Source organism: Thioclava sp. F34-6 (assembly GCF_002213235.1).
GTDB lineage: Bacteria > Pseudomonadota > Alphaproteobacteria > Rhodobacterales > Rhodobacteraceae > Thioclava > Thioclava nitratireducens.
The window spans coordinates 47,021-67,676 of sequence record NZ_NBOA01000007.1 but is presented as its reverse complement, the minus strand read 5'-3'; the positions used below and the strand labels follow the sequence as shown (position 1 = coordinate 67,676).

Below are 20,656 nucleotides of genomic sequence, written 5' to 3'. Positions count from 1 at the left end.
GAGATGACCGTCGCGCTGTCCCCCACGCCTGTTCTCGAGACCGAGCGTCTCGTGCTCCGCGCCCCGAAGGCTGCGGATTGGGCGGCATGGCGCGATTTCTACATGTCCGAGCGCAGCCACTGGTTCCGCCCGGTGAAAGAGCCGACCCCGGAAGCCGCATGGCGCAGCTTCGCGGCGATCGCCGGCCATTGGGTCCTGCGCGGCTGGGGCATGTTCGTGATGACCGAGCGCGGCTCGGATCAGGGTTTCGGGGCGCTCGGCCCCTGGATGCCAGAGAGCTGGCCCGAGGCCGAGATCGCTTGGTCGGTCTGGTCGCAGGAGGCCGAGGGCAAGGGCTACGTGGCCGAGGCTGCGCGCGCGGTGATCGCTCATGCGTTCCGCGACCTGAAATGGTCCACCGCTGTCAGCTATATCGACCCGAACAACACCCGTTCGACCGCGCTGGCCGAGCGTCTGGGCGCGCGCCCCGACCCGCAGGCCGCCTATCCCGGGGAGCCGCCGATCGTCGTCTGGCGCCACCCCGCCCCGAAGGAGGTCGCCGCATGAGCGATGCAACCACCCGTGCCGCTGAGTTGCTGAAAGAGCATCGCGACAGCATCGACCGGCTCGATGCGGTGATGATCTACACGCTTGCCGAACGCTTTGCCCAGACGCAGGCCGTCGGCAAGCTGAAGGCAGAGCACGACCTTCCGCCCTCCGATCCCGATCGGGAGGCCAAGCAGATCGCCCGGCTCGAAAAGCTGGCGAGCGATTCCGGGCTCGACCCGGAATTCGCGAAGAAGTTCCTCAATTTCGTGATTTCGGAAGTGATCCGGCATCACGAGAAATTCCAGAAATGACGGGCCATCCGGCCCATCACCAGCCATCCAAAGGAGACAACTGACATGGCTATGAAAATCCGCCTCGCCCGTGGGGGCTCCAAGAAGCGTCCGTTCTATTCGATCGTCGCTACCGACTCGCGCATGCCGCGTGACGGCCGCTTCCTCGAGAAGCTGGGCACCTACAACCCGCTGCTCCCGAAGGACAGCGAAGACCGCGTGAAAATGAACATCGAGCGCGTGAAGTACTGGCTCGATCAGGGCGCACAGCCGACCGACCGCATCGCGCGCTTCCTCGAAGCCGCTGGCGAGCGCAGCAAGGCGACCCGCGCCAACATGAAGAAAGCCGTTCCGGGCAAGAAAGCCCAGGAGCGCGCCGAACAGCGTGCCGCCAAGGCCGCCGAGGCGAACGCCGAAGAAGCACCCGCCGAAGAATAATCGGCAGCTATGGATGGCTGGTGGGCCGGGCGCGATATGTGCCCGGCCCCTGCCCCATCCGATCTAGCACAGAGGATCGCATCATGACCCAACCCGAACGCGTCTGCGTGGGTGCCATTGCCGGAGCTTTCGGCGTGCAGGGCGAAGTGCGCCTCAAGAGTTTCTGCGCCGAACCCGAGGATATCGCAGGCTATGCCCCGCTTTATACCGAAGACGGCGCACGCCAGTTCGACGTGACGCTGACGCGGGGCCTGAAGAACGGGCTTGGCGCACGGCTGTCGGGCGTGGCCACGAAGGAAGAGGCCGATGCGCTGCGGGGCACGACCCTCTGGGCCGACCGCGACAAACTGCCCTCGCTTCCTGACGACGAATTCTATCATGCCGACCTGATCGGGCTGACGGTGGTGGACACCGGCGGCGCCAAGATCGGCACCGTGCGCGCGGTCCACAATCACGGCGCGGGTGACATTCTCGAAATCTACGCGCCCGGGCGCAAACAGGCGCTGCTACTGCCCTTCACCAAGGCCATCGTGCCGACCGTGGATCTCGCCGCGCAGCGTATCGTCGTCGATCCGCCCGAGGATCTGTAATCGGATGCGTGTGATCGTCCATCCGGGCTTTCACAAGACCGGCACCTCCACGATCCAGACCGGACTGCGCGAAGTCAGCGCCAATCTGCCCGATTGGGTGATTGCGCTGCGCGAAGACATTCCCGACGCGGCCGCCGCCGCCCGTGCCTATTCGCTGACGCGGGACCCGTTCGAGTTGGGGCTCTATCAGGCCGCGCTCGCCAGTTGGGCCGATGCCCTCCCCGAAGACACCAGGCAAGCCGTGATCTCGATCGAAGGGCTCGCAGGCCACATGCCGGGGCGCGATGGCGTGCTGGACTATTCCGCCACGCCAGCCCTGATGGGCGCGCTGGCCGAGATGTTCCGCGCGAAATACGAAGACGCGCTGGAGTTGCAGCTGTTTCTGACCACCCGCGAGAAGACCGCATGGATCGACAGCCTGCATTGGCAGCACGTGCGCAGCGGCATGCTGACGGACTCGCTCGACACCTTTCGCACCCGACTGTCGGGCTTCGATCTCGCCCCCGTTCTGCGTGAGATCGTAAGCGCCGTGGCGCCCTTCCCGGTGAACTGGGTCATGCTCGACGAAGCCCGCGATAATCCTCACGGCCCGCTGACGCCGCTTCTTGATCTGATGGGCGTGCCCCCCGAAATTCGCGCGTCGCTTGGCGTCGGGACCACGGCCAACGCGCGCCCGCGGCGGGTGGATCGGGCGGCGCTGGCCGACCAACTCGCCGCGATCAACGCCGAAGGGTTGCCGCGCGAGGCCACAAAAGAGAAAAAGCGCGCCATATTGCGAGCGGCATGGCGCGAAGAGGCAGAGGCGAAATCCGATGAGTGACGACAAACCCAAGCTCGCGACCAAGTCGCATGGCCGCCTGACGATCTCGCCGACGCGCAAGCCCAGCTCGCTGATGGACGAGCCGCTGCGGCTGAAAGGCGCGTGGACCGCGAAGATCGTCACGCTCTTCCCTGAGGCCTTCCCCGGCACGCTGGGTCTGAGCCTTCTGGGCCGCGCTCGCGATCTGGGTCTCTGGGCGCTTGAGACGATCGACCTACGCCCCTTCGGCATCGGCAAGCACCGCAACGTCGACGACACGCCCGCCGGCGGCGGCGCTGGGATGGTGCTGCGCGCCGATGTGGTGGGCGAGGCGCTCAAGCAGGCCGCCCGCGGCACGCCGCCCGACCGCGCGCGCTGGCCGGTCGTCTATCTCTCGCCGCGCGGCAAGCCGCTGACGCAGGAGATGGCGCGTCGCTTTGCCGAGGCCGACGGCATGACCCTTTTGTGCGGGCGGTTCGAGGGCGTGGACGAGCGTGTGCTGGAACATTTCGGCGTCGAGGAAGTCTCGATCGGCGATTTCGTCCTGACGGGTGGCGAGGTGGCCGCCCAAGTGCTGATCGACGCCACCGTGCGGCTGCTGCCGGGCGTGCTGGGCAATGCCGAGAGCGCGGTGGAGGAAAGCCATTCCAGCGGATTGCTGGAGCACCCCCAATACACCCGCCCCGCCGAATGGGAAGGCCGCTCGATCCCCGAAGTGCTGACCTCGGGCAACCACAAGAAGATCGAAGACTGGCGCCGCGAGATGAGCGAGAAACTCACGCAGGAACGACGGCCGGATTTGTGGGAGAAGCGGGGGCTTCCCTCAAACGACGATTCATCCAGCTGATCCCGCGCGCCCCTATAAAACAGGCTTGATCCACACCCCATTTCCCCGTAATACGCGCGGGTCCGGACCGGAATCGGCCCTCGGACCCTTTTGCTGTTGCCCGGCGGAGCCTTCTTCGGTCCGCGACACGGCACCGGCGAAGGGCGAAAAAGCGAAAGACGACCTGAAATCTCCCGCGGGCGCGACCCTGAAAAGGCGACCGGACCCGATGAAGACGCGGAGCTCTGAGGCGGCGAAACCTTCACGGGACAAACCGTGAGCATGTGAAAGGACGTTGCGATGAACCTGATCGCACAGCTCGAGGCGGAACAAATCGCCGAGCTCAACAAGACCATCCCGGATTTCAAAGCCGGTGACACCATTCGCGTCGGCTACAAAGTGACCGAAGGCACCCGTTCGCGCGTGCAGGCCTATGAAGGCGTCTGCATCTCGCGCAAGGGCGGCGACACGCTGGCGGCTTCGTTCACCGTGCGCAAGATCTCCTTCGGCGAAGGCGTGGAGCGTGTGTTCCCGCTCTATTCGACCAACATCGACTCGATCGAAGTGGTCCGCCGTGGCCGTGTGCGTCGCGCCAAGCTGTACTACCTGCGCGCCCGTCGCGGTAAGTCGGCTCGTATCGCCGAAGACACCCACTACAAGCCCAAAGCTGCGAAATAAGGAGCGGGACCATGAAAGCCGATACCCATCCCGACTACCACACGATCACCGTCAAGATGACCGACGGGACCGAATACCAGACCCGCTCGACCTGGGGCTCCGAGGGCGACACCCTCACCCTCGACATCGACCCGACCTCGCACCCGGCGTGGAACGGCGGTTCGTCGCGCCTCATGGACACCGGTGGCCGCGTGTCGAAGTTCAAGAACAAGTATGCCGGCCTCGGTTTCTAAGCTTGAGCTGCATGACTGTTACGGAAAAGGGCGCCTTGCGGGCGCCCTTTTTCATTCCCTCCACCATCGCGGGGACACGGCTTTCACCGCCCCCCGCGATAGACCTTGCGCAGTTCCGGTACGGCGATGACGATCAGCAGCGCCGCCGCCAGCGCGAAGACCATCGGGCCGATCCGCTCATATCCCAGCACGCCTGCGATGCCGCCCGCGAAGAAGGAACACAGCGTCGCGACATGCAGCAGGAGCCGCGATCGCAGCACCTGCCCGGTTTCCGCATCGCGCGCGCCCGGCAATAGCGCCGCAAGCTCCAGCCCCAGATCGGTCGCGATGCCGGACACATGGCTCGTGCGCACCCGCCCGTCCGAGATCTTCGTGCTCGCTGCGTTCTGCAGCCCCATCAGGAAGCTGAGGCCGATCATCATCAGATGCTCGCTCATCGCCGCGGCCCAGACCATGTCCAGGATCGTCAGCACGATCAGCAGTCCAGCTTCCAGAAGGATCGACAGCGCGTAGATCCCGTGCAACCGCCGGCGCTGCCCGACATCGATCAGCACGCCAGACGCAAAGGCGCCGAAGACGAAAGCCAGAAGCAGCAGCAGGAACCAGATCGCCGTGCCGAACCGCCCCAGCGCGAGCAGGTCGGTCGCGGTCGAGACATTCCCGGTCATGTTGGCCGAGAAATAGCCGAGCGCCCGGAACCCGGCCGCATTCACCGCACCCGCGACCAGCGACAACCAGACCGCCAGCGCGAGGTCGATCGAAACGCTCCGATCGTCTCCGGCATGTATCAGCACCGCCTGCCCCCCACGCTTTTGCACTCTCGCCCCGACTATCGACGCCACCCGCGCAAAAGCAAGTCTTGGACGTGCGCGCCCTCTTTGCACTCGCCTTTTATCAGCGCGCCGACACCGAGACATGGCGCGAAACCGGTGGCGCGATCGGCAAGGTCTACACCCTCGACTGATCGCAAAGCCGCAAGCGGGCGTGTCTCGGCGCTCCCCCCTAGCCCTTCGCATGATTCCCTAGTAAACCCGCGCCCAAACGCTCCACAGCAAGAGGGTCCTACATGGCGCGCCATCTCATTACCTCGGCCATTCCCTATATCAACGGCATCAAGCACCTCGGCAATCTCGTGGGCTCGCAGCTGCCGGCTGATCTCTTCGCCCGCTACCAGCGCGCGCGAGGCAACGAGGTGATGTTCATCTGCGCCACCGACGAGCACGGCACCCCCGCCGAACTGGCCGCAGCGAAAGCGGGCAAGCCGGTCGCCGAGTATTGCGCCGAGATGCACGAGGTGCAGGCGAAGATCGCGGAAGGCTTCCGCCTCAGCTTCGATCACTTCGGGCGCTCGTCGAGCCCGCAAAACCATCGCCTGACGCAGCATTTCGCCGTTAAGCTGGCCGAGGCCGGGCTGATCCGCGAAGTCTCGGAAACCCAGATGTATTCCAAGGCCGACGGGCGCTTTCTGCCCGACCGCTATATCGAGGGCACCTGCCCCAATTGCGGCTTCGAGAGCGCGCGCGGCGACCAATGCGACAACTGCACCAAGCAGCTCGATCCGGTCGACCTGATCAACCCACATTCGACGATCTCGGGTTCGACCGATCTGGAGATGCGCGAGACCAAGCACCTCTTCCTGCGCCAGTCGGCGATGAAAGATCAGCTCGATGCGTGGATCGACAGCAAGACCGACTGGCCGGTGCTGACCACCTCGATCGCGAAGAAATGGCTCCATGACGGCGACGGGCTGCAGGATCGCGGCATCACTCGCGATCTCAGCTGGGGCGTGCCCGCGCAATTCGAGGGCGCGCCGTGGTCGGGCATGGAAGGCAAGGTCTTCTACGTATGGTTCGACGCGCCGATCGAATATATCGCCGCGACCGAGGAATGGACCGAGAAGACGGGCGGCGATTGGGAGCGCTGGTGGCGCACCGACAAGGGCGCGGAAGACGTCACCTACACCCAGTTCATGGGCAAGGATAACGTGCCCTTCCACACGCTCTCGTTCCCCGCGACGATCCTCGGCTCGGGCGAGCCGTGGAAGCTCGTCGATTACATCAAGTCGTTCAATTACCTGAACTACGATGGCGGCCAGTTCTCGACCTCGCGCGGTCGTGGCGTCTTCATGGATCAGGCGCTGGAGCTTCTGCCCGCCGATTACTGGCGCTGGTGGCTACTGTCCCACGCACCCGAAAGCGCGGATGCCGAATTCACCTGGGAGAATTTCCAGGTCTCGGCGAACAAGGACCTCGCCGATGTGCTGGGCAACTTCGTCAGCCGGATCACCAAGTTCACCCGCTCGAAATTCGGCGAGGCGATCCCGGAAGGCGGCAGCTGGGGCGAGCAGGAAGCGGCCCTGATCGAAGATCTGACCACCCGCATCCGCGCCTACGAGACGCATATGGAAGAGAAGGATATCCGCAAGGCGGCGATGGAGCTGCGCGGGATCTGGGTCGCGGGCAACGAGTACCTGCAGGCGTCGGCACCGTGGTCGGTGTTCAAGACCGACCCCGATCAGGCGGCGGCCATCGCACGGCTCGCGCTCAACCTGATCCCGATCTACGCGGTGCTCTCGGCGCCCTTCATTCCCGATGCGGCGAAGATCATGCTCGAGGCGATGGGCGACGAAGATCGCGGCTGGCCGGGCGACGTAAAATCCGCGCTCGAGGCGCTGCCCGCAGGCCATGCCTTCACCACGCCCGAGGTGCTCTTCCGCAAGATCACGGATGACGAGCGCGAAGAGTGGCAGGAACGCTTCGCAGGCACCCGCGACTGAGGCGCATCAGGGGCTCCGCCCCTCTTCGCTTTCGCGAATTCACCCCGGGATATTTCCGGCAATTGGAAGCAAAGACCTACCCTCTTCCAACTGCCTCAAATATCCCGGGGGAGTTCCCGCAGGGCGCGGGGGCAGCGCCCCCTACCCGTTCTGTTTCTCGCCAGACCGCCACGCCGAAAGCGCCGCGTTTTCCTCGTCCGGAGGAGTCGCGAGCTCTGCGGGAGGCACCGCCGGCACCTTCTTCATCCGGAAGTAATGCGCCTCGCGCGCGCCGAAATAGAAACTGACCACCGCGCCCAGAAGCCACCAAAGCGGCTCGGGCACGTAGCTCAGCCCGACCATCCGTTGCGCGAAGCCGACCGGGTCGACCATTGCATAGACAAAAAGCCCCACGATCCCGAAAGCGAGCACCGGGCGCGGCAGGCGGTTGAGGCCGTTCACGATGCGATCGAAGCGACCGGGTCGGATATATTCGAACTCGGCGCCGTGTTCCTGCAGCGCCGCAAGGTAGGCGGCCTGCGCAGCCTCGAGCTTCTTCGTGGCATTGGGCACGAAGACCTCCGCCACCGAACTGGCGGCCTCGCCTGCTGCCTTCACCGTGCCCGCACCGCCGAGCAGTTTTTCGATCACACCCATTTCGCCACCCGCTTGCGATGCTCGCCCTCGGTAAGGCGAAAGCGTGGGGAAATGAATTCCTCGGCGCGGCGGATCCAGCCGCCCTTCGCGCCCGCTCGTGTCGTGGCGTATTTTCGGCTGGCCGGGCGCGCATCGGCGAGCCGGTAGTAGTAATTGCGCCGCGCGATCCCGTAGGCATCGGCGAAATAGCCGGGCGCGGCCGCATCTGCGAGTTCGGCGGCGGCGATGGTCTGCGGGCCGATGATCCCGTCCACCACGACACGCTGACCCATGTCGCCCAGCAGACGCTGCAGGATCACCACCGCGTTGCCGCCTGCATTCACATACATGTCGAAGACCGAGGCCTGCACCGAGGGTGGCAGCCGGTCGATACGCGGACCCTTGTAGTAATGCTCGATGAAGATCTCGGCAGCCTGCGCGGGGTCGAGCGCGCGGACATCCATCTCGTCCACCCGGCCATCGCCGGTCAGATCGCGCCCCAACCGGCGCAGGGTTCCGAGCGTGACGCCGTGCTTGGTCGCACCGCCCGGATCGTCCGGATCATCGACGTAACCGCCTTCGCGCGCGACGATCTCCGCCGCGATCTGGGTGACCGATTTCATGGCCTGCCTCCGTTGATGACAACGTCAGGCAGGCTCGGGCCGTGCGGTTAACAGTGCTGCAAGCGAGCGTTCGCCGGGGTGGGGATCAGGAGGACGGGCCCTCGTAGACGCCCTGCTCCTTCAGCGCGTCGACGACTTCCTTGGGCATGTAGTTCTCGTCATGCTTGGCGAGGATTTCCGAGGCCACGAACGTATCCCCTTCCATCTTGCCCGTGCCGATCATGCCTTGTCCCTCTTTGAAGAGGTCCGGCAGGACGCCCGCGAATTTCACCGGGACGGTCGCGCCGCCATCGGTGACCTTGAATTCGATGACCTCGCCCTGACCGCGCTTGAGCGAGCCCTTCTCGACCAGCCCGCCAAGGCGGAAGACTTCGCCGGGCTGCGGCGGTTCGGTGGCAAGCTGCGAAGGTGCACGGAAGAAGTTGATGCCGCTCCGCATCGAGTACCCGATCGTGCCGGTCGCGATCACCAAGGCCAGCGCCGCCACGCTGAGCACCTGGATACGACGTTTCTTCTTCAGACTCTTCATCTCTTCGCCTCCTGAGATGCCGTTTCGTCTACCTCACCGCGCCGGCCTTGCCATTGACGCGCATCAAGGGAAGACGGGGGCGAGCATCAGCCCTTCGCTTTCCTCCAGCCCGAGCATCAGGTTCGCGTTCTGGACCGCCTGTCCCGACGACCCCTTGCAGAGGTTGTCGATCGCGACGACCACGAGCGCGCGCCCGGGAATTCTGTCTCCTGATACACCAATATGGGCATAATTGGAGCCAGTTACAGACCTGGTGGACGGAACTGCGCCGAAAGGTAGCATTTCGATGAAGGTTTCTTCCGCATAGCGGTCGGCCAGCGCCTTGTAGACGGCCTCGGGCTCGCCCTTCACATAGGCGGAGGCAAGGATGCCGCGATTGAACGGCGCCAGATGCGGGGTGAACTGCACCATCACGGGGCGGCCCGCCAAGGCGCTGAATTCCTGATCGAATTCACCCAAGTGACGGTGCTTGCCGCCCTGCGAATAGGGCGCGACACCGCCCGACAGCTCTGCGTGCAGCAGGTTTTCCTTCAGCGACCGGCCCGCGCCGGAGACACCGTTCTTCAGATCGAGGATGATGTCGTCGAGATCAATCACGCCAGCTTCGATCAGCGGACGGATCGCAAATTGGCCCGCAGCGGCATTGCAGCCCGTGCCCGCCACCAGTCGCGCTTCGCGAATCGCATCGCGGTAGAACTCGGTCAGCCCGTAGACCGCCTCTTTCTGCAGCTCGACCGCAGCATGAGGCTTGCCGTACCACTTCTCGTATTCCGCAGGATCGCGCAGCCGGAAATCGGCCGAAAGGTCGACGATCTTCAGATCGCGCGGCAGCTCCTTGATGACTGCCTGCGAAGTCGCATGCGGCAGTGCGCAGAAGGCCAGATCGACATTCGAGAAGTCGATCTCTTCGATTTTCACCAGATCCGGCAGGCCCAGATGGCGCAGATGCGGGAACACGTCACCCATTGCCATGCCCGCCTTACGCTCGCCCGAGAGGGCCACGATGTCCATGTTCGGATGGGTGGCGATCAGCCGGACGAGTTCGGCGCCGGTATAGCCCGACGCGCCCAGAATCGCGATTTTCTTGGTCATTTGGTCCTCCGCGCTTGTCGCTCGGCTCTCCCTTACCCTAAGCTCACACTCAAATAAACTCCGTGTGAGACGGGTCGACGACCGACAGTGAACGAGGCAGGCCGTGGCAGAGCAGTGGTATTACGCCGATGGGAAGGATCCCGTCGGCCCGTTCCCCCCGGAACATATGATGGATATGGTGCGGGGAGGTCGTATCAAGCCCGAAACGATGGTTTGGCAAGACGGAATGGAGGGATGGGAGCCTGCGGGCGATCACTTCTTCCGGCGGCCGCCCGACACCTCGGCAACCGGCACCGATCCGCATAGCGGCGCGACGAATTACGCCGCCCGCATCGCACAGCGCCATCAGCAGGAGGGCAAGCTTTCCTCCGCCGATCCGCGTGCCTATGCCGAGGCCTCGATCGAACGCGACCGGACGCAGCGCGGGATCGGCTCGGACGGGCTTTACGAGGGAGCCCCCTCGCGCAGCTTCGTCGAGGCGATCAAGGTCTGTTTCCGGAAATACGCAACCTTCAAGGGTCGCGCGAGCCGTTCGGAATACTGGTGGTTCGCGCTCTTCGTCATGCTGGCGAGCATCATCGGCGCCATGGCCGAAGGCTCGATGGGCGAGGACGGCACGGCGATCAGCGCAGTGATTTCCATCGCGACGTTCCTGCCATCGATCTCGGCGCAGGTTCGACGCCTGCATGACACCGACCGCTCGGGCTGGTGGGTCGGCGGCTACCTTCTCGCGAGCGTGTTCGGCGGCATCGTGATCGGGCTGACGGTCATGTCCTACGGCGTGCAGGACCCGGCAGCCATGGCGGGCATGTCCGCAGCGCTTCTCGCGATCTGGGGGATCGTGATGCTGGTCTGGGGCATCGCGCTCTTCGTGTTCATGGTCCAGCGCGGTACGCGCGGGCCGAACCGGTTCGGCTGAGGGCCACGACGATCAGGCGCCTCAGGCGGCCTCGAAGCGGATCGCGTAGCGCAGGAATTGCGTCGCGTGGCTCGAGACCGAGGCCGGATCGCCGGTGGTCAGGAATTTCGATTCCGTCCCCGCACCTTTGAACTCGGGTCGACGCTCCAGATAATCCGCGAGACTCTCGGCCACGAGGTTGGCCTGGCTGTAGACGTCGACGTTCGGCCCCAGTGCTTCCTGGAAGGTCTTTTGCATCAGCGGGTAATGGGTGCAGCCGAGGATCGCTGCCTCGGGTTTCGGCATCCGACGCTTGAGCGCTTCGACATGGGATTTCACCAGCGCCTCGGCGAGGATTTCGTCGCCAGTCTCGATCGCATCGACCACGCCGCCGCAGGGCTGCGCCTCGACATCCACGCCGATCGCGCGGAAGGCCAGTTCGCGCTGGAAAGCGCGCGAGGCCACCGTCGCGGGCGTCGCGAACAGCGCCACGTGCTTCACCGCAACTTCGCGCGGCGGGGAGTTGTCGCCCCATTTGCGTTCGGTCAACGCTTCGATCATCGGTACGAAGACGCCCAGCACGCGCTTGCCCTCGGGGATCCAGGTCTCCTGCATCCGCTTGAGCGCGGCGGCCGAAGCCGTGTTACAGGCGAGGATCACCAGATCGCAGCCCTCTTCCCACAAACGCTCCACGCCCGCGCAGGTCAGGTTGAAGATGTCATCGGCATCGCGCACGCCGTAAGGCGCATGGGCGTTATCGCCGTAATAGCAAAAGGCCATATCCGGCAGCCGCCTGGCGCAGGCATCATAGACCGTCAGTCCGCCCAGACCTGAATCGAAAACGCCTACCGCCATGCTCGCGCCCCTTGCCCGTCCGGGCCGCACACGGACACCGGTCAGTTTCTGTATTTCGCCTCGAACTCGAAGCCATAGCCGTAGGACTTCAAGGGAGTCGGCGACAAGTCATACGTCGCACTGCGCAGGAAATCCATCATCTGTTTCGGGCGCTCACGCAGCGGTGCGAGATCGGCCTGCGGGACCGGCTCACCCACACAGAGCCGCACCGGACGATTGGCATGACGTTTGAACTCGCGGATCATCAGCCCCATGCGCAGGCTGTAATGCAGATGGCTCGCCAGCTGGAACAGGCGACTGTTATGGCCCTCGAAGAAGACCGGCACCACGGTCGCATCGGATTTCGCGATCATCTTGGCGGTGAAATTGCGCCAGCCCGGATCCATCGGCGCCCCGAAGGGCTTAGCGGCGGTCGAAACCGTGCCGCCCGGAAACACACCGATCGCGCCACCGTCGCCGAGGTAGCGCAGCGCCTCGGCGCGGGTGCGCAGGTTGGCCCTCGCGGCCTCTTTGGTTTCGGAGAAATCCACCGGCAGGATGACCCGGTCGATCTCTTCGGCACGCTTGAAGACGTTATGGGCGAGGATACGGAAATCGCCGCGAATGCGCGACAGCAGCAGGCCCATGATCAGCCCGTCGAGAATGCCGTAAGGGTGGTTCGCGATCAGCACCAACGGCCCGGTCTGCGGGATATTGGCGAGCGCGCCGCGGGTCACCTCGACCTGCAGCCCGTAGCGCTCGGCCATCACCTGCCAGAAATCCGCACCTTGCGCGATGTCATGCTCGTAGCCGCGTGCTCGCCGGATCAACCCGATCCGCCCGGTCGCGTTCTCCATCGCGCGGATCAGCACCCGCGCGCCTTTCGAGCGCGCGGACCAAGCATATGAGATTTCCTGTGTGGCGTGGCGGACAGGCATCCGGGGGGCCATCGGGGTGGCGGTCATCTCGTACCTCCGCAACATGGGCTGGCTTCACTCTGCCAGCGCCATGTCACGAAGGTACGACACTCAGATGACAGCCCTCACTCGGCGGCCATTTTCTGCGGAGCGCCACCTGCGCGGAAAGCGGCGAGCAGTTCCTCGCGCCGCTTCGCCGCCATTTGCTCGGCCTGCGCCTTGACCGGGCCGAAGCCGCGGATTGTCAGCGGCAATTCGGCCAGTTCGCGCGCGATCTCCATCGTGTCTGGCGTGACCTTGGGTAGCACTTCGGCCATGTCGGCCTCGTATTGCTTGATCAGCGCCCGCTCCATCTTGCGCTCCTCGGCATAGCCGAAAGGATCGAACGGCGTGCCGCGCAGCCCTTTCAGCTTCGCCAGAAGACGGAAGCCACGCTCCATGCCGGGGCCGAATTCACGCTTCTTCGGACGTCCGTCCGGGCCTTCCTTGGACAGGATCGGCGGGGCGAGATGGAAATGCATCTCGAAATCGCCCTCGAACTCGGCCCGCGCCTTTTCTGCCGTCGACAGATGCAGACGCGCGACCTCGTATTCGTCCTTGTAGGCCAGGAGCTTGTGATAGCCCTTCGCGACGGCCTCACGCAGCTCCGACGGCGCCTCGTCCACCAGCTTGCGGAAACGCTTGGCGAGCCGCTTGTTCTGGTAGTCGACGAGATGGTTGGCCCGGAACTCGACCGGATCGACCGGGGCCTGCACGACCTCCGCCGCCATCGCCTTCGCAGCCTCCTTCGGATAGGCCATCGCCCAGCGCCCCAGATTGAAGGCGCGCTTGTTCTCCTCGGGCTTTGCGCCGTTCAACTCGATCGCCCGGAAGATCGCCTCGAGGGTCAGCGGCACGTAGCCTTGCTGCCACGCAGCCCCCAGCACGACCATGTTCGAATAGATCGAGTCGCCCAGCATATGCCGCGCGAGTTCCGACGTGTCGGCAAAGGCCACCCGGTCCTTCAGCCGCGCCTCGAGGCTCAGCCGAAGCTGTTCGCCCGGCAGGCGGAAGTCGCGGTTGCGGGTGAACTCGCCGGTGACGATCTCGTGGCTGTTGATCACGGCGCCGGTGCGGCCCGTCGTCATGAGCCCCAGCGTCTTGGCACCGGCGGAGACCACCAGATCGCCCCCGATTACGCAATCGGCCTCGCCCACCGCGACGCGGATCGCCGAGATATCCTCGGGCTTGTTCGCGATGCGCAGGTGGATATGCACTGCCCCGCCCTTCTGGGCGAGACCGGCCATCTCCATCATGCCTGCGCCCTTGCCGTCGATATGGGCGGCCATCGCCAGCACCGCGCCGATGGTCACGACGCCCGTGCCGCCGACGCCGGTGATCACCACGTTATGGGTGCCGTCGATCGCGGGCAGCGTGGGCTCCGGCAGGTCCGGCAGGTCGAGCGCCTGCGCTTCCGCCTTCTTCACCTTCGCGCCGTGCAGCGTCACGAAGCTCGGGCAGAACCCGTCGAGGCAGCGGAAGTCCTTGTTGCAGGACGACTGGTCGATCGCGCGTTTGGTGCCCAGTTCGGTCTCTTCCGGCACGATGGAGACGCAGTTCGACTGCACCCCGCAATCGCCGCAGCCTTCGCAGACGTCGGTGTTGATGAAGACGCGCTTGTCCGGATCCGGGAACTTGCCGCGCTTGCGGCGGCGGCGTTTCTCGGCGGCGCAGGTCTGGACATAGATCAGCGCCGAGACGCCTTTCGTCTTCGCCAGCCGCTTCTGCACGTTCATCAGCTCGGCCCGTTCGACCTTCTCGACGCCAGCGGGGAAGGTGGACAGGTCCAGCTCTTCCTTTTCGTCATAGACCACCACGACCGGCTTCACGCCCATCGCCACGATTTCCGCCGCGATCTGCTGCGAGGTCAGGTCGCCCTCGTTCTCCTGCCCCCCGGTCATCGCGACCGCATCGTTGAACAGGATCTTGTAGGTGATGTTGGTGCCGGCTGCCAAAGCCGCCCGGATCGCCTGCGCGCCCGAGTGGTTGTAGGTGCCGTCGCCAAGGTTCTGGAACATATGCTCACGCGTCGAGAACGGGGCCTCGCCGACCCAGTTCACGCCCTCGCCGCCCATATGGGTGAAACCTTCCGTGTTCCTGCCCATCCACTGCACCATGTAGTGACAGCCGATCCCGGCATAGGCGCGCTCGCCCTCGGGCACCTTGGTCGAACTGTTATGCGGGCAGCCCGAGCAATACCAAGGCGTACGGGTCGCGATCTCAGGGGCGTTGTCGGCGCGTTGGGCGGCTTCGATCTTGGCGATACCCGCCTTGATTGCATCGGTCCCGCGGCCTTCCTCAATGAAGATATCGCCCAGCTTGCGCGCGATCATCACCGGGTCGAGCGCGTAGCGCGTCGGGAACAGCTCCACCTGGCGGCCGTTCTTCCATGTGTCGCCCTTGTGCCAGCCATAGACGCGACGGCCACGACGGTCGTCGAAGATCGCTTCCTTGACCTGCACCTCGATCAGCTTGCGTTTTTCCTCGACGACGATGATCAGCTCCAGCCCCTCGGCCCATTCGTGGAAGCTCTCCATGTCGAGCGGGAAGGTCTGGCCGATCTTGTAGGTGGTAATGCCGAGCCGTTCGGCCTCGGCCTCGTCGATCCCCAGCAGCGAGAGCGCATGGGTCAGGTCGAGCCAATTCTTGCCCGCAGCGACCAGACCGATCTTCGCGCCGGGCTTGCCCCAGACGCGGTTGTCGATGCGGTTGGCGCGCGCGAAAGCCTCTGCCGCGTAGCGCTTGAAGTCGATCATCCGCGCTTCCTGAGCCACCGGAGTGTCGCCCAAGCGAATGTTCAGCCCGCCTTCGGGCATCTTGAACTCGGGGATCACGAAGTGTTGACGGGAGGGATCGCCATCGACGACTGCAGTCGCCTCGACCGTATCCTTCATCGTTTTCAGACCGACCCAGACCCCGGCAAAACGGCTCAATGCATAGCCATAGAGCCCGAAATCGAGGATTTCCTGCACGCCCGCGGGCGACAGCACCGGCATGTAGGCATCGACCATCGCCCAGTCGGACTGGTGCAGCACGGTCGAGGACTCACCGGTATGGTCGTCGCCCATCGCCATGAGGACGCCGCCGTGTTTCGACGTGCCCGCCATATTGGCGTGACGCATCACGTCGCCCGAGCGATCTACGCCCGGACCTTTTCCGTACCAGAGGCCGAAAACGCCGTCATACTTGCCTTCGCCACGCAATTCCGCCTGCTGCGAGCCCCACAGCGCGGTGGCCGCGAGGTCTTCGTTCAGGCCCGGCTGGAAGCGAACGTCGCTCTCTTCGAGCACGGTCTTGGCGCGCGCCATCTGCAAATCGACAGCGCCCAGCGGCGAGCCGCGATAGCCTGTCACATAGCCGGCCGTATGCAGCCCCGCCGCCTTGTCGCGTGCGGCCTGAGCCAGAACCAGACGCACCAAAGCCTGCGTCCCGTTCAGCAAAACCGGAGATTTCGTTAGGTCGAACCGATCCGCTAGGGATATTTCTTGCCTTCCCATTAAGCACCTCCCCTTGCTAACTGGGCATGAAGACATGGTAGGTCATAATATCTGACCTAGAAAGCGGAAAATTGTTACTTAGCGGTTTCGTAAATCCTCGAGATTAATGTAAAGAAACTTGCGCGGAACAGCAGATGATACAGCGAAAGTGACCTTGATGGATTGGGACAAGCTCAGAATCTTCCACGCAGTGGCCGATGCGGGGTCTTTGACTCATGCCGGCGATGCGCTGCACCTGTCTCAATCTGCCGTGAGCAGACAGATCCGGGCGCTCGAAGAGGCGCTTGGAACGACTCTGTTTCACCGTCACGCCCGCGGACTGATTCTCACCGAGCAGGGGGAGTTGCTGTTCGAGGCCACCTCCTCGATGGCGAAAAAGCTCGACAGCGCCTCCGCACGCATCCGTGACAGCGAAGAAGAAGTCTTCGGCGAGCTGCGCGTGACGACCACGACGGGCTTCGGCACGCTCTGGCTCGCGCCGCGCCTGACTAAGCTTTACGAGAAATATCCCGATCTGAAGATCGACCTCATGCTGGAGGAGCGGGTGCTCGACCTGCCGATGCGCGAGGCCGACGTCGCCGTTCGCATGAAAGAGCCCGCGCAGGCCGACCTGATCCGCAAGCGTCTGCTGAACATCCGTATGCGGCTTTACGCGACCTCCGAGTATCTCGCGAAATGGGGTGCCCCCGAGAAGATCGAAGATCTTCGCAAGCATCGCCTGATCTGCCAGACCCCGCGTACACCGCAGGTACAGGCCGGTGCCCAGCTTGCGCGGCAGGTGCTGGCCTTCGATCAAAGCTCGACGCTGACGGTGAACAACTACTTCGGCGTATTGCAGGCCGTGCTGAACCATATCGGCATCGGCATCCTCCCCGACTACCTGACCGCAGATTTCAACGATCTGCAGCGCGTGCTGCCTGATCTGGAATCGGTCGAGATTCCGATCTTCCTCGCCTACCCGGAAGAGCTGCGCTCCTCGCGCCGCGTGACTGCGTTCCGCGACTTCATTCAGGAAGAGATCACCAACTATCGGCGCTTCCAGGCAGGCGATTCAGCCTAGGGTTGCAGCGCGACTTTACCGCAACGCATACCGGCCATGATGCATTCGCAGCATGTTTTCCCTTGATGCGTTAACAAACTGCCCATAAATGAGGCTCAGAAGGGTTGGCCGTGCCGAAAGGCGCAGCACCTTCTACCTCCCTGTTGGACTTTGGCCGAGCTTTGCTCGGCCTTTTTTTTGCCCGACGCACGGATGCGGTTTTCACGCACGGCGCGAGAGCCCCCGACATCAGCCTCGGTCTCACGAAATTTCACGCTGACGCGACCGCGCAAGCCCCGCGCTACGCACAGCTATCCCCTTCGGTTCATTTAACAATCCGCGATGTCACTCACAATTATTTCAGTGAACTTTCGACGATTCCACCCCGTTTCCTCCCCGACGCCGACAACGGCGCAGGATTTGGTAACCAGTTGAAAGGATACTGATATGACCACGACGAAAAACATCTTTGCCGCTTCGACCGCTCTTCTGGGTGCGATGACCATCGCAGGCTCGGCTTCGGCCCTCGACCTGACGAAGATCCCGTCCACCAACAACAACGACGGCCAGTATTACGGTATCGCCGATTATCGCACCGGCACCGTTCCGGGAGAGACTTCGTCGATGGGCACCCCGCCCGCCGTCACCTCGTCGAACACCTACGCATCGACTGATCAATACGGCATCACCGACGTGAAGACCGGCACCGCCGAGTTCGCGAACACCTCGATGGGGTCGGACATGATTCCCGCGCAGCGCCAGCTGACCGAGCAAGCCGGCATCACCGGCCTGAAGACCGCGGCCAACGCGGAAGACAAGGCGATGAGCGCCGATGGCAACGTGATCGGCATGATCGAAAAGGTCGAGTCGCATGACGGCTACGACACCATCTATGTCCGCACCTCGCCGAAGCTCGACACCACCGTGTCGCTCTTCAAGGTCAACGTGCCGAAGGACGCCGCTGCGAACGGCGAGGTCAAGCTCGGCTGGACCGTCTCGGAACTGCTGACCAACCTCGAGACGCAAGTGGACATGCGCTCGTAAGCCGGACGTACCACGACAAGACGCTTTCACGACGCGGGGCCTTCGGGCCTCGCGTTTTTTCTTTCCGCAACGTCCGGCCTCTCTTTTCCCCCTGCACATATTGGCCTAATAGGGGCGGCGAAGCCGATGCCGGAGGATCCTCATGAACGAGCCGCAGATCACGCCTGATCTCATCGCAGCCCATGGCCTGAAACCCGACGAGTACGACCGGATCCTCGAGATCATCGGACGCGAGCCGACTTTCACCGAACTCGGGATCTTCTCGGCGATGTGGAACGAGCATTGCTCCTACAAGTCGTCGAAGAAATGGCTGCGCACGCTGCACACCAAGGGCGATCAGGTCATCTGTGGTCCGGGCGAGAATGCGGGTGTCGTCGATATTGGCGACGGGCAGGCCGTGGTCTTCAAAATGGAGAGCCACAACCACCCCTCCTACATCGAACCGCACCAAGGCGCCGCGACTGGCGTCGGCGGCATCCTGCGCGATGTGTTCACCATGGGCGCGCGTCCGGTGGCCGCAATGGACAGCCTGAGCTTCGGTATGCCCGACCACCCGAAAACCTCCCATGTCGTCAAAGGCGTGGTCGAGGGCGTGGGCAGCTACGGTAACTGCTTCGGCGTTCCGAATGTGGGCGGCGAAGTGCGTTTCCATCCCTCCTATAACGGCAACTGCCTCGTGAACGCCTTCGCGGCGGGCTTGGCCGATGCTGACAAGATCTTCTACTCCGCCGCGTCCGGCATCGGCATGCCGGTCGTCTACCTCGGTGCGAAGACGGGTCGCGACGGCGTCGGCGGCGCGACGATGGCCTCGGCCGAGTTCGACGACACGATCGAGGAAAAGCGCCCCACCGTTCAGGTCGGCGACCCCTTCACCGAGAAATGCCTGCTGGAGGCCTGCCTCGAGCTGATGCAGACCGGCGCGGTGATCTCGATTCAGGACATGGGGGCCGCGGGCCTGACCTGTTCCGCGGTCGAGATGGGCGACAAGGGCGGCCTCGGCGTGCAGCTCAACCTCGACGCGGTGCCGCAGCGCGAGGCCGCGATGACCGCCTACGAGATGATGCTGTCGGAGAGCCAAGAGCGGATGCTCATGGTCCTCAACCCCGAGAAGGAAGACATCGCCCGCGAGATCTTCGAGAAGTGGGATCTCGATTTCGCCATCGTCGGCGAGACCATCGCGGAAGACCGGTTCCTGATCGTGCATGGCAACGAGGTGAAAGCCGACGTGCCGCTGTCGAAACTGTCCTCGGAAGCGCCCGAATACGATCGTCCCTGGGTCGAGACGCCCGTCGCGACCGCGGGCGAAGCGCTGCCCGAGATCGGTGCTATCGATGCGCTCAAGAAACTGATCGGCTCGCCGAACTACGCGCACAAGTCCTGGGTCTATGAGCAATACGACACGCAGGTGATGGGCGACACTGTGCGCCGCCCAGGTCTCGGCGCAGGCGTCGTGCGCGTGCACGGCACCGACAAGGCGCTGGCCTTCACCGCCGACGTGACCCCGCGCTACGTAAAGGCGAACCCGTTCGAGGGCGGTAAGCAGGCGGTGGCCGAAGCCTACCGCAACCTGACGGCCGTGGGCGCGAAACCCCTCGCCTCGACCGACAACCTGAACTTCGGCAACCCGGAAAAGCCCGAGATCATGGGCCAGTTCGTGGGTGCGATCAAAGGCATCGACGCCGCCGTGCGCGCACTCGACATGCCTATCGTGTCGGGTAACGTCTCGCTTTACAACGAGACCGACGGCACCGGCATCCTGCCAACCCCGACCATCGGCGCGGTCGGTCTGCTGAGCTCGCTCGACGAGTTGATCGCGGGCCTACCGACGGCGGGCGACGTGGCGATGGTGATCGGCGAAACCAAGGGCCATCTCGATCAATCCGCGCTCGCCTTCGAAGCCTTCGGGATCGAGTCGGGTGACGCGCCGGCAGTCGACCTCGACGTCGAGAAACGCAATGGCGAGTTCCTCCGCGAGAACCGCGCGCTGGTCAAAGGCGCAAGCGATCTCTCGGACGGAGGCCTCGCGCTCGCAGCTTTCGAGATGGCAGAGGAAGCCGGTCTGGGTGTCACGCTTGAGGCTGGCGACATCGCGACGCTCTTCGGCGAGGATCAGGGGCGTTACCTCGTGGCCTGCTCCTTCGATCAGGCCGAGGCGCTGATGGTCGCCGCCCGCCGCGCCGAGGTGCCGCTTTACACCGTGGGCCGTTTCGGCGGGGACACGGTTAGCTTCGGCTCGGAGAGCGCCCCGCTGGAGGAGCTGTCGACCCTCTATCGCAGCGCGTTCAAAGCGGCGATCGACGCCTGAGTTCTGTGATCTGACGCAGAGCGGACATGCACGCCGGGCGGTTTCTTGCCGCCTGCGCACAGACTA

21 protein-coding genes are annotated in these 20,656 nt (G+C 64.1%); 13 read left to right on the top strand and 8 right to left on the bottom strand.

Annotation, left to right across the window (positions count from 1 at the left end; genetic code table 11):
* The first annotated feature begins 3 nt into the window (after positions 1-3).
* From B6V72_RS15265 to rpmE, 8 genes are all read left to right on the top strand, one after another.
* Positions 4-546 (top strand): GNAT family N-acetyltransferase, encoded by a 543-nt coding sequence (locus B6V72_RS15265; protein WP_088736055.1) that lies wholly within the window; start codon positions 4-6, stop codon positions 544-546.
* Positions 543-839 carry a chorismate mutase gene (locus B6V72_RS15260; RefSeq protein ID WP_078522032.1) on the top strand — a complete coding sequence of 99 codons (297 nt, stop codon included), beginning with the start codon at positions 543-545 and terminating at the stop codon, positions 837-839. Before B6V72_RS15265 ends, B6V72_RS15260 begins: the two co-directional genes overlap by 4 nt.
* Positions 840-884: 45 nt before the next feature.
* A complete protein-coding gene (rpsP, locus tag B6V72_RS15255) occupies positions 885-1,256 on the top strand; it encodes a 30S ribosomal protein S16 (protein WP_075775810.1) in 372 nt (123 codons plus the stop codon).
* A gap of 83 nt (positions 1,257-1,339) precedes the next feature.
* Positions 1,340-1,846, top strand: a complete 507-nt coding sequence (gene rimM / locus B6V72_RS15250) for a ribosome maturation factor RimM (protein WP_075775809.1) — start codon at positions 1,340-1,342, stop codon at positions 1,844-1,846.
* Between the two features lie 4 nt (positions 1,847-1,850).
* Positions 1,851-2,666, top strand: a complete 816-nt coding sequence (locus B6V72_RS15245; protein ID WP_088735937.1) for a hypothetical protein — start codon at positions 1,851-1,853, stop codon at positions 2,664-2,666.
* Positions 2,659-3,492, top strand: a complete 834-nt coding sequence (gene trmD / locus B6V72_RS15240; RefSeq protein WP_088735936.1) for a tRNA (guanosine(37)-N1)-methyltransferase TrmD — start codon at positions 2,659-2,661, stop codon at positions 3,490-3,492. Before B6V72_RS15245 ends, trmD begins: the two co-directional genes overlap by 8 nt.
* A gap of 279 nt (positions 3,493-3,771) precedes the next feature.
* Positions 3,772-4,149 carry a 50S ribosomal protein L19 gene (rplS, locus tag B6V72_RS15235; protein WP_075775806.1) on the top strand — a complete coding sequence of 126 codons (378 nt, stop codon included), beginning with the start codon at positions 3,772-3,774 and terminating at the stop codon, positions 4,147-4,149.
* 11 nt (positions 4,150-4,160) lie between these two features.
* Positions 4,161-4,382, top strand: a complete 222-nt coding sequence (rpmE, locus tag B6V72_RS15230) for a 50S ribosomal protein L31 (RefSeq protein WP_075775805.1) — start codon at positions 4,161-4,163, stop codon at positions 4,380-4,382.
* A gap of 83 nt (positions 4,383-4,465) precedes the next feature.
* Here rpmE and B6V72_RS15225 read toward each other — a convergent pair whose 3' ends face one another.
* Positions 4,466-5,200: a YoaK family protein gene (locus tag B6V72_RS15225; protein WP_168173060.1), complete on the bottom strand. Its 735-nt coding sequence runs from the start codon at positions 5,198-5,200 to the stop codon at positions 4,466-4,468.
* A 248-nt stretch (positions 5,201-5,448) separates the two neighbouring features.
* On the opposite strand from B6V72_RS15225, the gene metG reads away from it, so the two are divergent.
* Positions 5,449-7,158 (top strand): methionine--tRNA ligase, encoded by a 1,710-nt coding sequence (metG, locus tag B6V72_RS15220; protein ID WP_088735934.1) that lies wholly within the window; start codon positions 5,449-5,451, stop codon positions 7,156-7,158.
* 141 nt (positions 7,159-7,299) lie between these two features.
* On the opposite strand, the gene B6V72_RS15215 is transcribed toward metG, so the two are convergent.
* The 4 genes from B6V72_RS15215 to argC all read right to left on the bottom strand — a co-directional run bounded on the left by B6V72_RS15215 (position 7,300) and on the right by argC (position 10,017).
* A complete protein-coding gene (locus B6V72_RS15215; protein WP_088735933.1) occupies positions 7,300-7,794 on the bottom strand; it encodes a holin family protein in 495 nt (164 codons plus the stop codon).
* On the bottom strand, positions 7,785-8,396 hold the full coding sequence (locus B6V72_RS15210; RefSeq protein ID WP_088735932.1) for a holin-associated N-acetylmuramidase: 612 nt from the start codon (positions 8,394-8,396) through the stop codon (positions 7,785-7,787). The genes B6V72_RS15215 and B6V72_RS15210 overlap by 10 nt, the downstream gene beginning before the upstream one ends.
* An 85-nt stretch (positions 8,397-8,481) precedes the next feature.
* Positions 8,482-8,925: a cytochrome c maturation protein CcmE gene (gene ccmE, locus B6V72_RS15205; RefSeq protein WP_078522044.1), complete on the bottom strand. Its 444-nt coding sequence runs from the start codon at positions 8,923-8,925 to the stop codon at positions 8,482-8,484.
* A 63-nt stretch (positions 8,926-8,988) separates the two neighbouring features.
* Positions 8,989-10,017 carry an N-acetyl-gamma-glutamyl-phosphate reductase gene (gene argC, locus B6V72_RS15200; protein ID WP_088735931.1) on the bottom strand — a complete coding sequence of 343 codons (1,029 nt, stop codon included), beginning with the start codon at positions 10,015-10,017 and terminating at the stop codon, positions 8,989-8,991.
* Between the two features lie 103 nt (positions 10,018-10,120).
* Between argC and B6V72_RS15195 the strand changes: the two genes are divergently transcribed.
* Positions 10,121-10,936 carry a DUF805 domain-containing protein gene (locus B6V72_RS15195; protein ID WP_146696209.1) on the top strand — a complete coding sequence of 272 codons (816 nt, stop codon included), beginning with the start codon at positions 10,121-10,123 and terminating at the stop codon, positions 10,934-10,936.
* Positions 10,937-10,957: 21 nt separating this feature from the next.
* Here the strand turns inward: B6V72_RS15195 and murI are convergent, their stop codons facing one another.
* The 3 genes from murI to B6V72_RS15180 all read right to left on the bottom strand — a co-directional run bounded on the left by murI (position 10,958) and on the right by B6V72_RS15180 (position 16,202).
* The gene (murI, locus tag B6V72_RS15190) at positions 10,958-11,770 is read right to left on the bottom strand and encodes a glutamate racemase (RefSeq protein WP_075775797.1); all 813 of its coding nucleotides are present in this window, start codon (positions 11,768-11,770) and stop codon (positions 10,958-10,960) included.
* Positions 11,771-11,811: 41 nt separating this feature from the next.
* On the bottom strand, positions 11,812-12,714 hold the full coding sequence (locus B6V72_RS15185; RefSeq protein WP_088735930.1) for a lysophospholipid acyltransferase family protein: 903 nt from the start codon (positions 12,712-12,714) through the stop codon (positions 11,812-11,814).
* Positions 12,715-12,791: 77 nt separating this feature from the next.
* Entirely contained in the window at positions 12,792-16,202 is a 3,411-nt protein-coding gene (locus B6V72_RS15180) for an indolepyruvate ferredoxin oxidoreductase family protein (protein WP_088735929.1), read from the bottom strand.
* A 157-nt stretch (positions 16,203-16,359) separates the two neighbouring features.
* Between B6V72_RS15180 and B6V72_RS15175 the strand changes: the two genes are divergently transcribed.
* The 3 genes from B6V72_RS15175 (at position 16,360) to purL (ending at position 20,590) form a co-directional block, all read left to right on the top strand.
* Positions 16,360-17,262, top strand: coding sequence for a LysR family transcriptional regulator (locus B6V72_RS15175; RefSeq protein WP_075775795.1), 903 nt, complete (start codon positions 16,360-16,362; stop codon positions 17,260-17,262).
* A 426-nt stretch (positions 17,263-17,688) separates the two neighbouring features.
* Positions 17,689-18,285: a hypothetical protein gene (locus B6V72_RS15170; protein ID WP_088735928.1), complete on the top strand. Its 597-nt coding sequence runs from the start codon at positions 17,689-17,691 to the stop codon at positions 18,283-18,285.
* A 142-nt stretch (positions 18,286-18,427) separates the two neighbouring features.
* Entirely contained in the window at positions 18,428-20,590 is a 2,163-nt protein-coding gene (purL, locus tag B6V72_RS15165; protein ID WP_088720444.1) for a phosphoribosylformylglycinamidine synthase subunit PurL, read from the top strand.
* Positions 20,591-20,656 lie beyond the last annotated feature (66 nt).

Bases quoted from the DNA above. Each gene is read 5' to 3' on its own strand.
- B6V72_RS15265 (WP_088736055.1), top strand. From the start codon at position 4: ATGACCGTCGCGCTGTCCCCCACGCCTGTTCTCGAGACCGAGCGTCTC.
- B6V72_RS15260 (WP_078522032.1), top strand. From the start codon at position 543: ATGAGCGATGCAACCACCCGTGCCGCTGAGTTGCTGAAAGAGCATCGC.
- rpsP (WP_075775810.1), top strand. From the start codon at position 885: ATGGCTATGAAAATCCGCCTCGCCCGTGGGGGCTCCAAGAAGCGTCCG.
- rimM (WP_075775809.1), top strand. From the start codon at position 1,340: ATGACCCAACCCGAACGCGTCTGCGTGGGTGCCATTGCCGGAGCTTTC.
- B6V72_RS15245 (WP_088735937.1), top strand. From the start codon at position 1,851: ATGCGTGTGATCGTCCATCCGGGCTTTCACAAGACCGGCACCTCCACG.
- trmD (WP_088735936.1), top strand. From the start codon at position 2,659: ATGAGTGACGACAAACCCAAGCTCGCGACCAAGTCGCATGGCCGCCTG.
- rplS (WP_075775806.1), top strand. From the start codon at position 3,772: ATGAACCTGATCGCACAGCTCGAGGCGGAACAAATCGCCGAGCTCAAC.
- rpmE (WP_075775805.1), top strand. From the start codon at position 4,161: ATGAAAGCCGATACCCATCCCGACTACCACACGATCACCGTCAAGATG.
- metG (WP_088735934.1), top strand. From the start codon at position 5,449: ATGGCGCGCCATCTCATTACCTCGGCCATTCCCTATATCAACGGCATC.
- B6V72_RS15215 (WP_088735933.1), bottom strand. From the start codon at position 7,794: ATGGGTGTGATCGAAAAACTGCTCGGCGGTGCGGGCACGGTGAAGGCA.
- B6V72_RS15210 (WP_088735932.1), bottom strand. From the start codon at position 8,396: ATGAAATCGGTCACCCAGATCGCGGCGGAGATCGTCGCGCGCGAAGGC.
- ccmE (WP_078522044.1), bottom strand. From the start codon at position 8,925: ATGAAGAGTCTGAAGAAGAAACGTCGTATCCAGGTGCTCAGCGTGGCG.
- argC (WP_088735931.1), bottom strand. From the start codon at position 10,017: ATGACCAAGAAAATCGCGATTCTGGGCGCGTCGGGCTATACCGGCGCC.
- murI (WP_075775797.1), bottom strand. From the start codon at position 11,770: ATGGCGGTAGGCGTTTTCGATTCAGGTCTGGGCGGACTGACGGTCTAT.
- B6V72_RS15185 (WP_088735930.1), bottom strand. From the start codon at position 12,714: ATGACCGCCACCCCGATGGCCCCCCGGATGCCTGTCCGCCACGCCACA.
- B6V72_RS15180 (WP_088735929.1), bottom strand. From the start codon at position 16,202: ATGGGAAGGCAAGAAATATCCCTAGCGGATCGGTTCGACCTAACGAAA.
- B6V72_RS15175 (WP_075775795.1), top strand. From the start codon at position 16,360: ATGGATTGGGACAAGCTCAGAATCTTCCACGCAGTGGCCGATGCGGGG.
- B6V72_RS15170 (WP_088735928.1), top strand. From the start codon at position 17,689: ATGACCACGACGAAAAACATCTTTGCCGCTTCGACCGCTCTTCTGGGT.
- purL (WP_088720444.1), top strand. From the start codon at position 18,428: ATGAACGAGCCGCAGATCACGCCTGATCTCATCGCAGCCCATGGCCTG.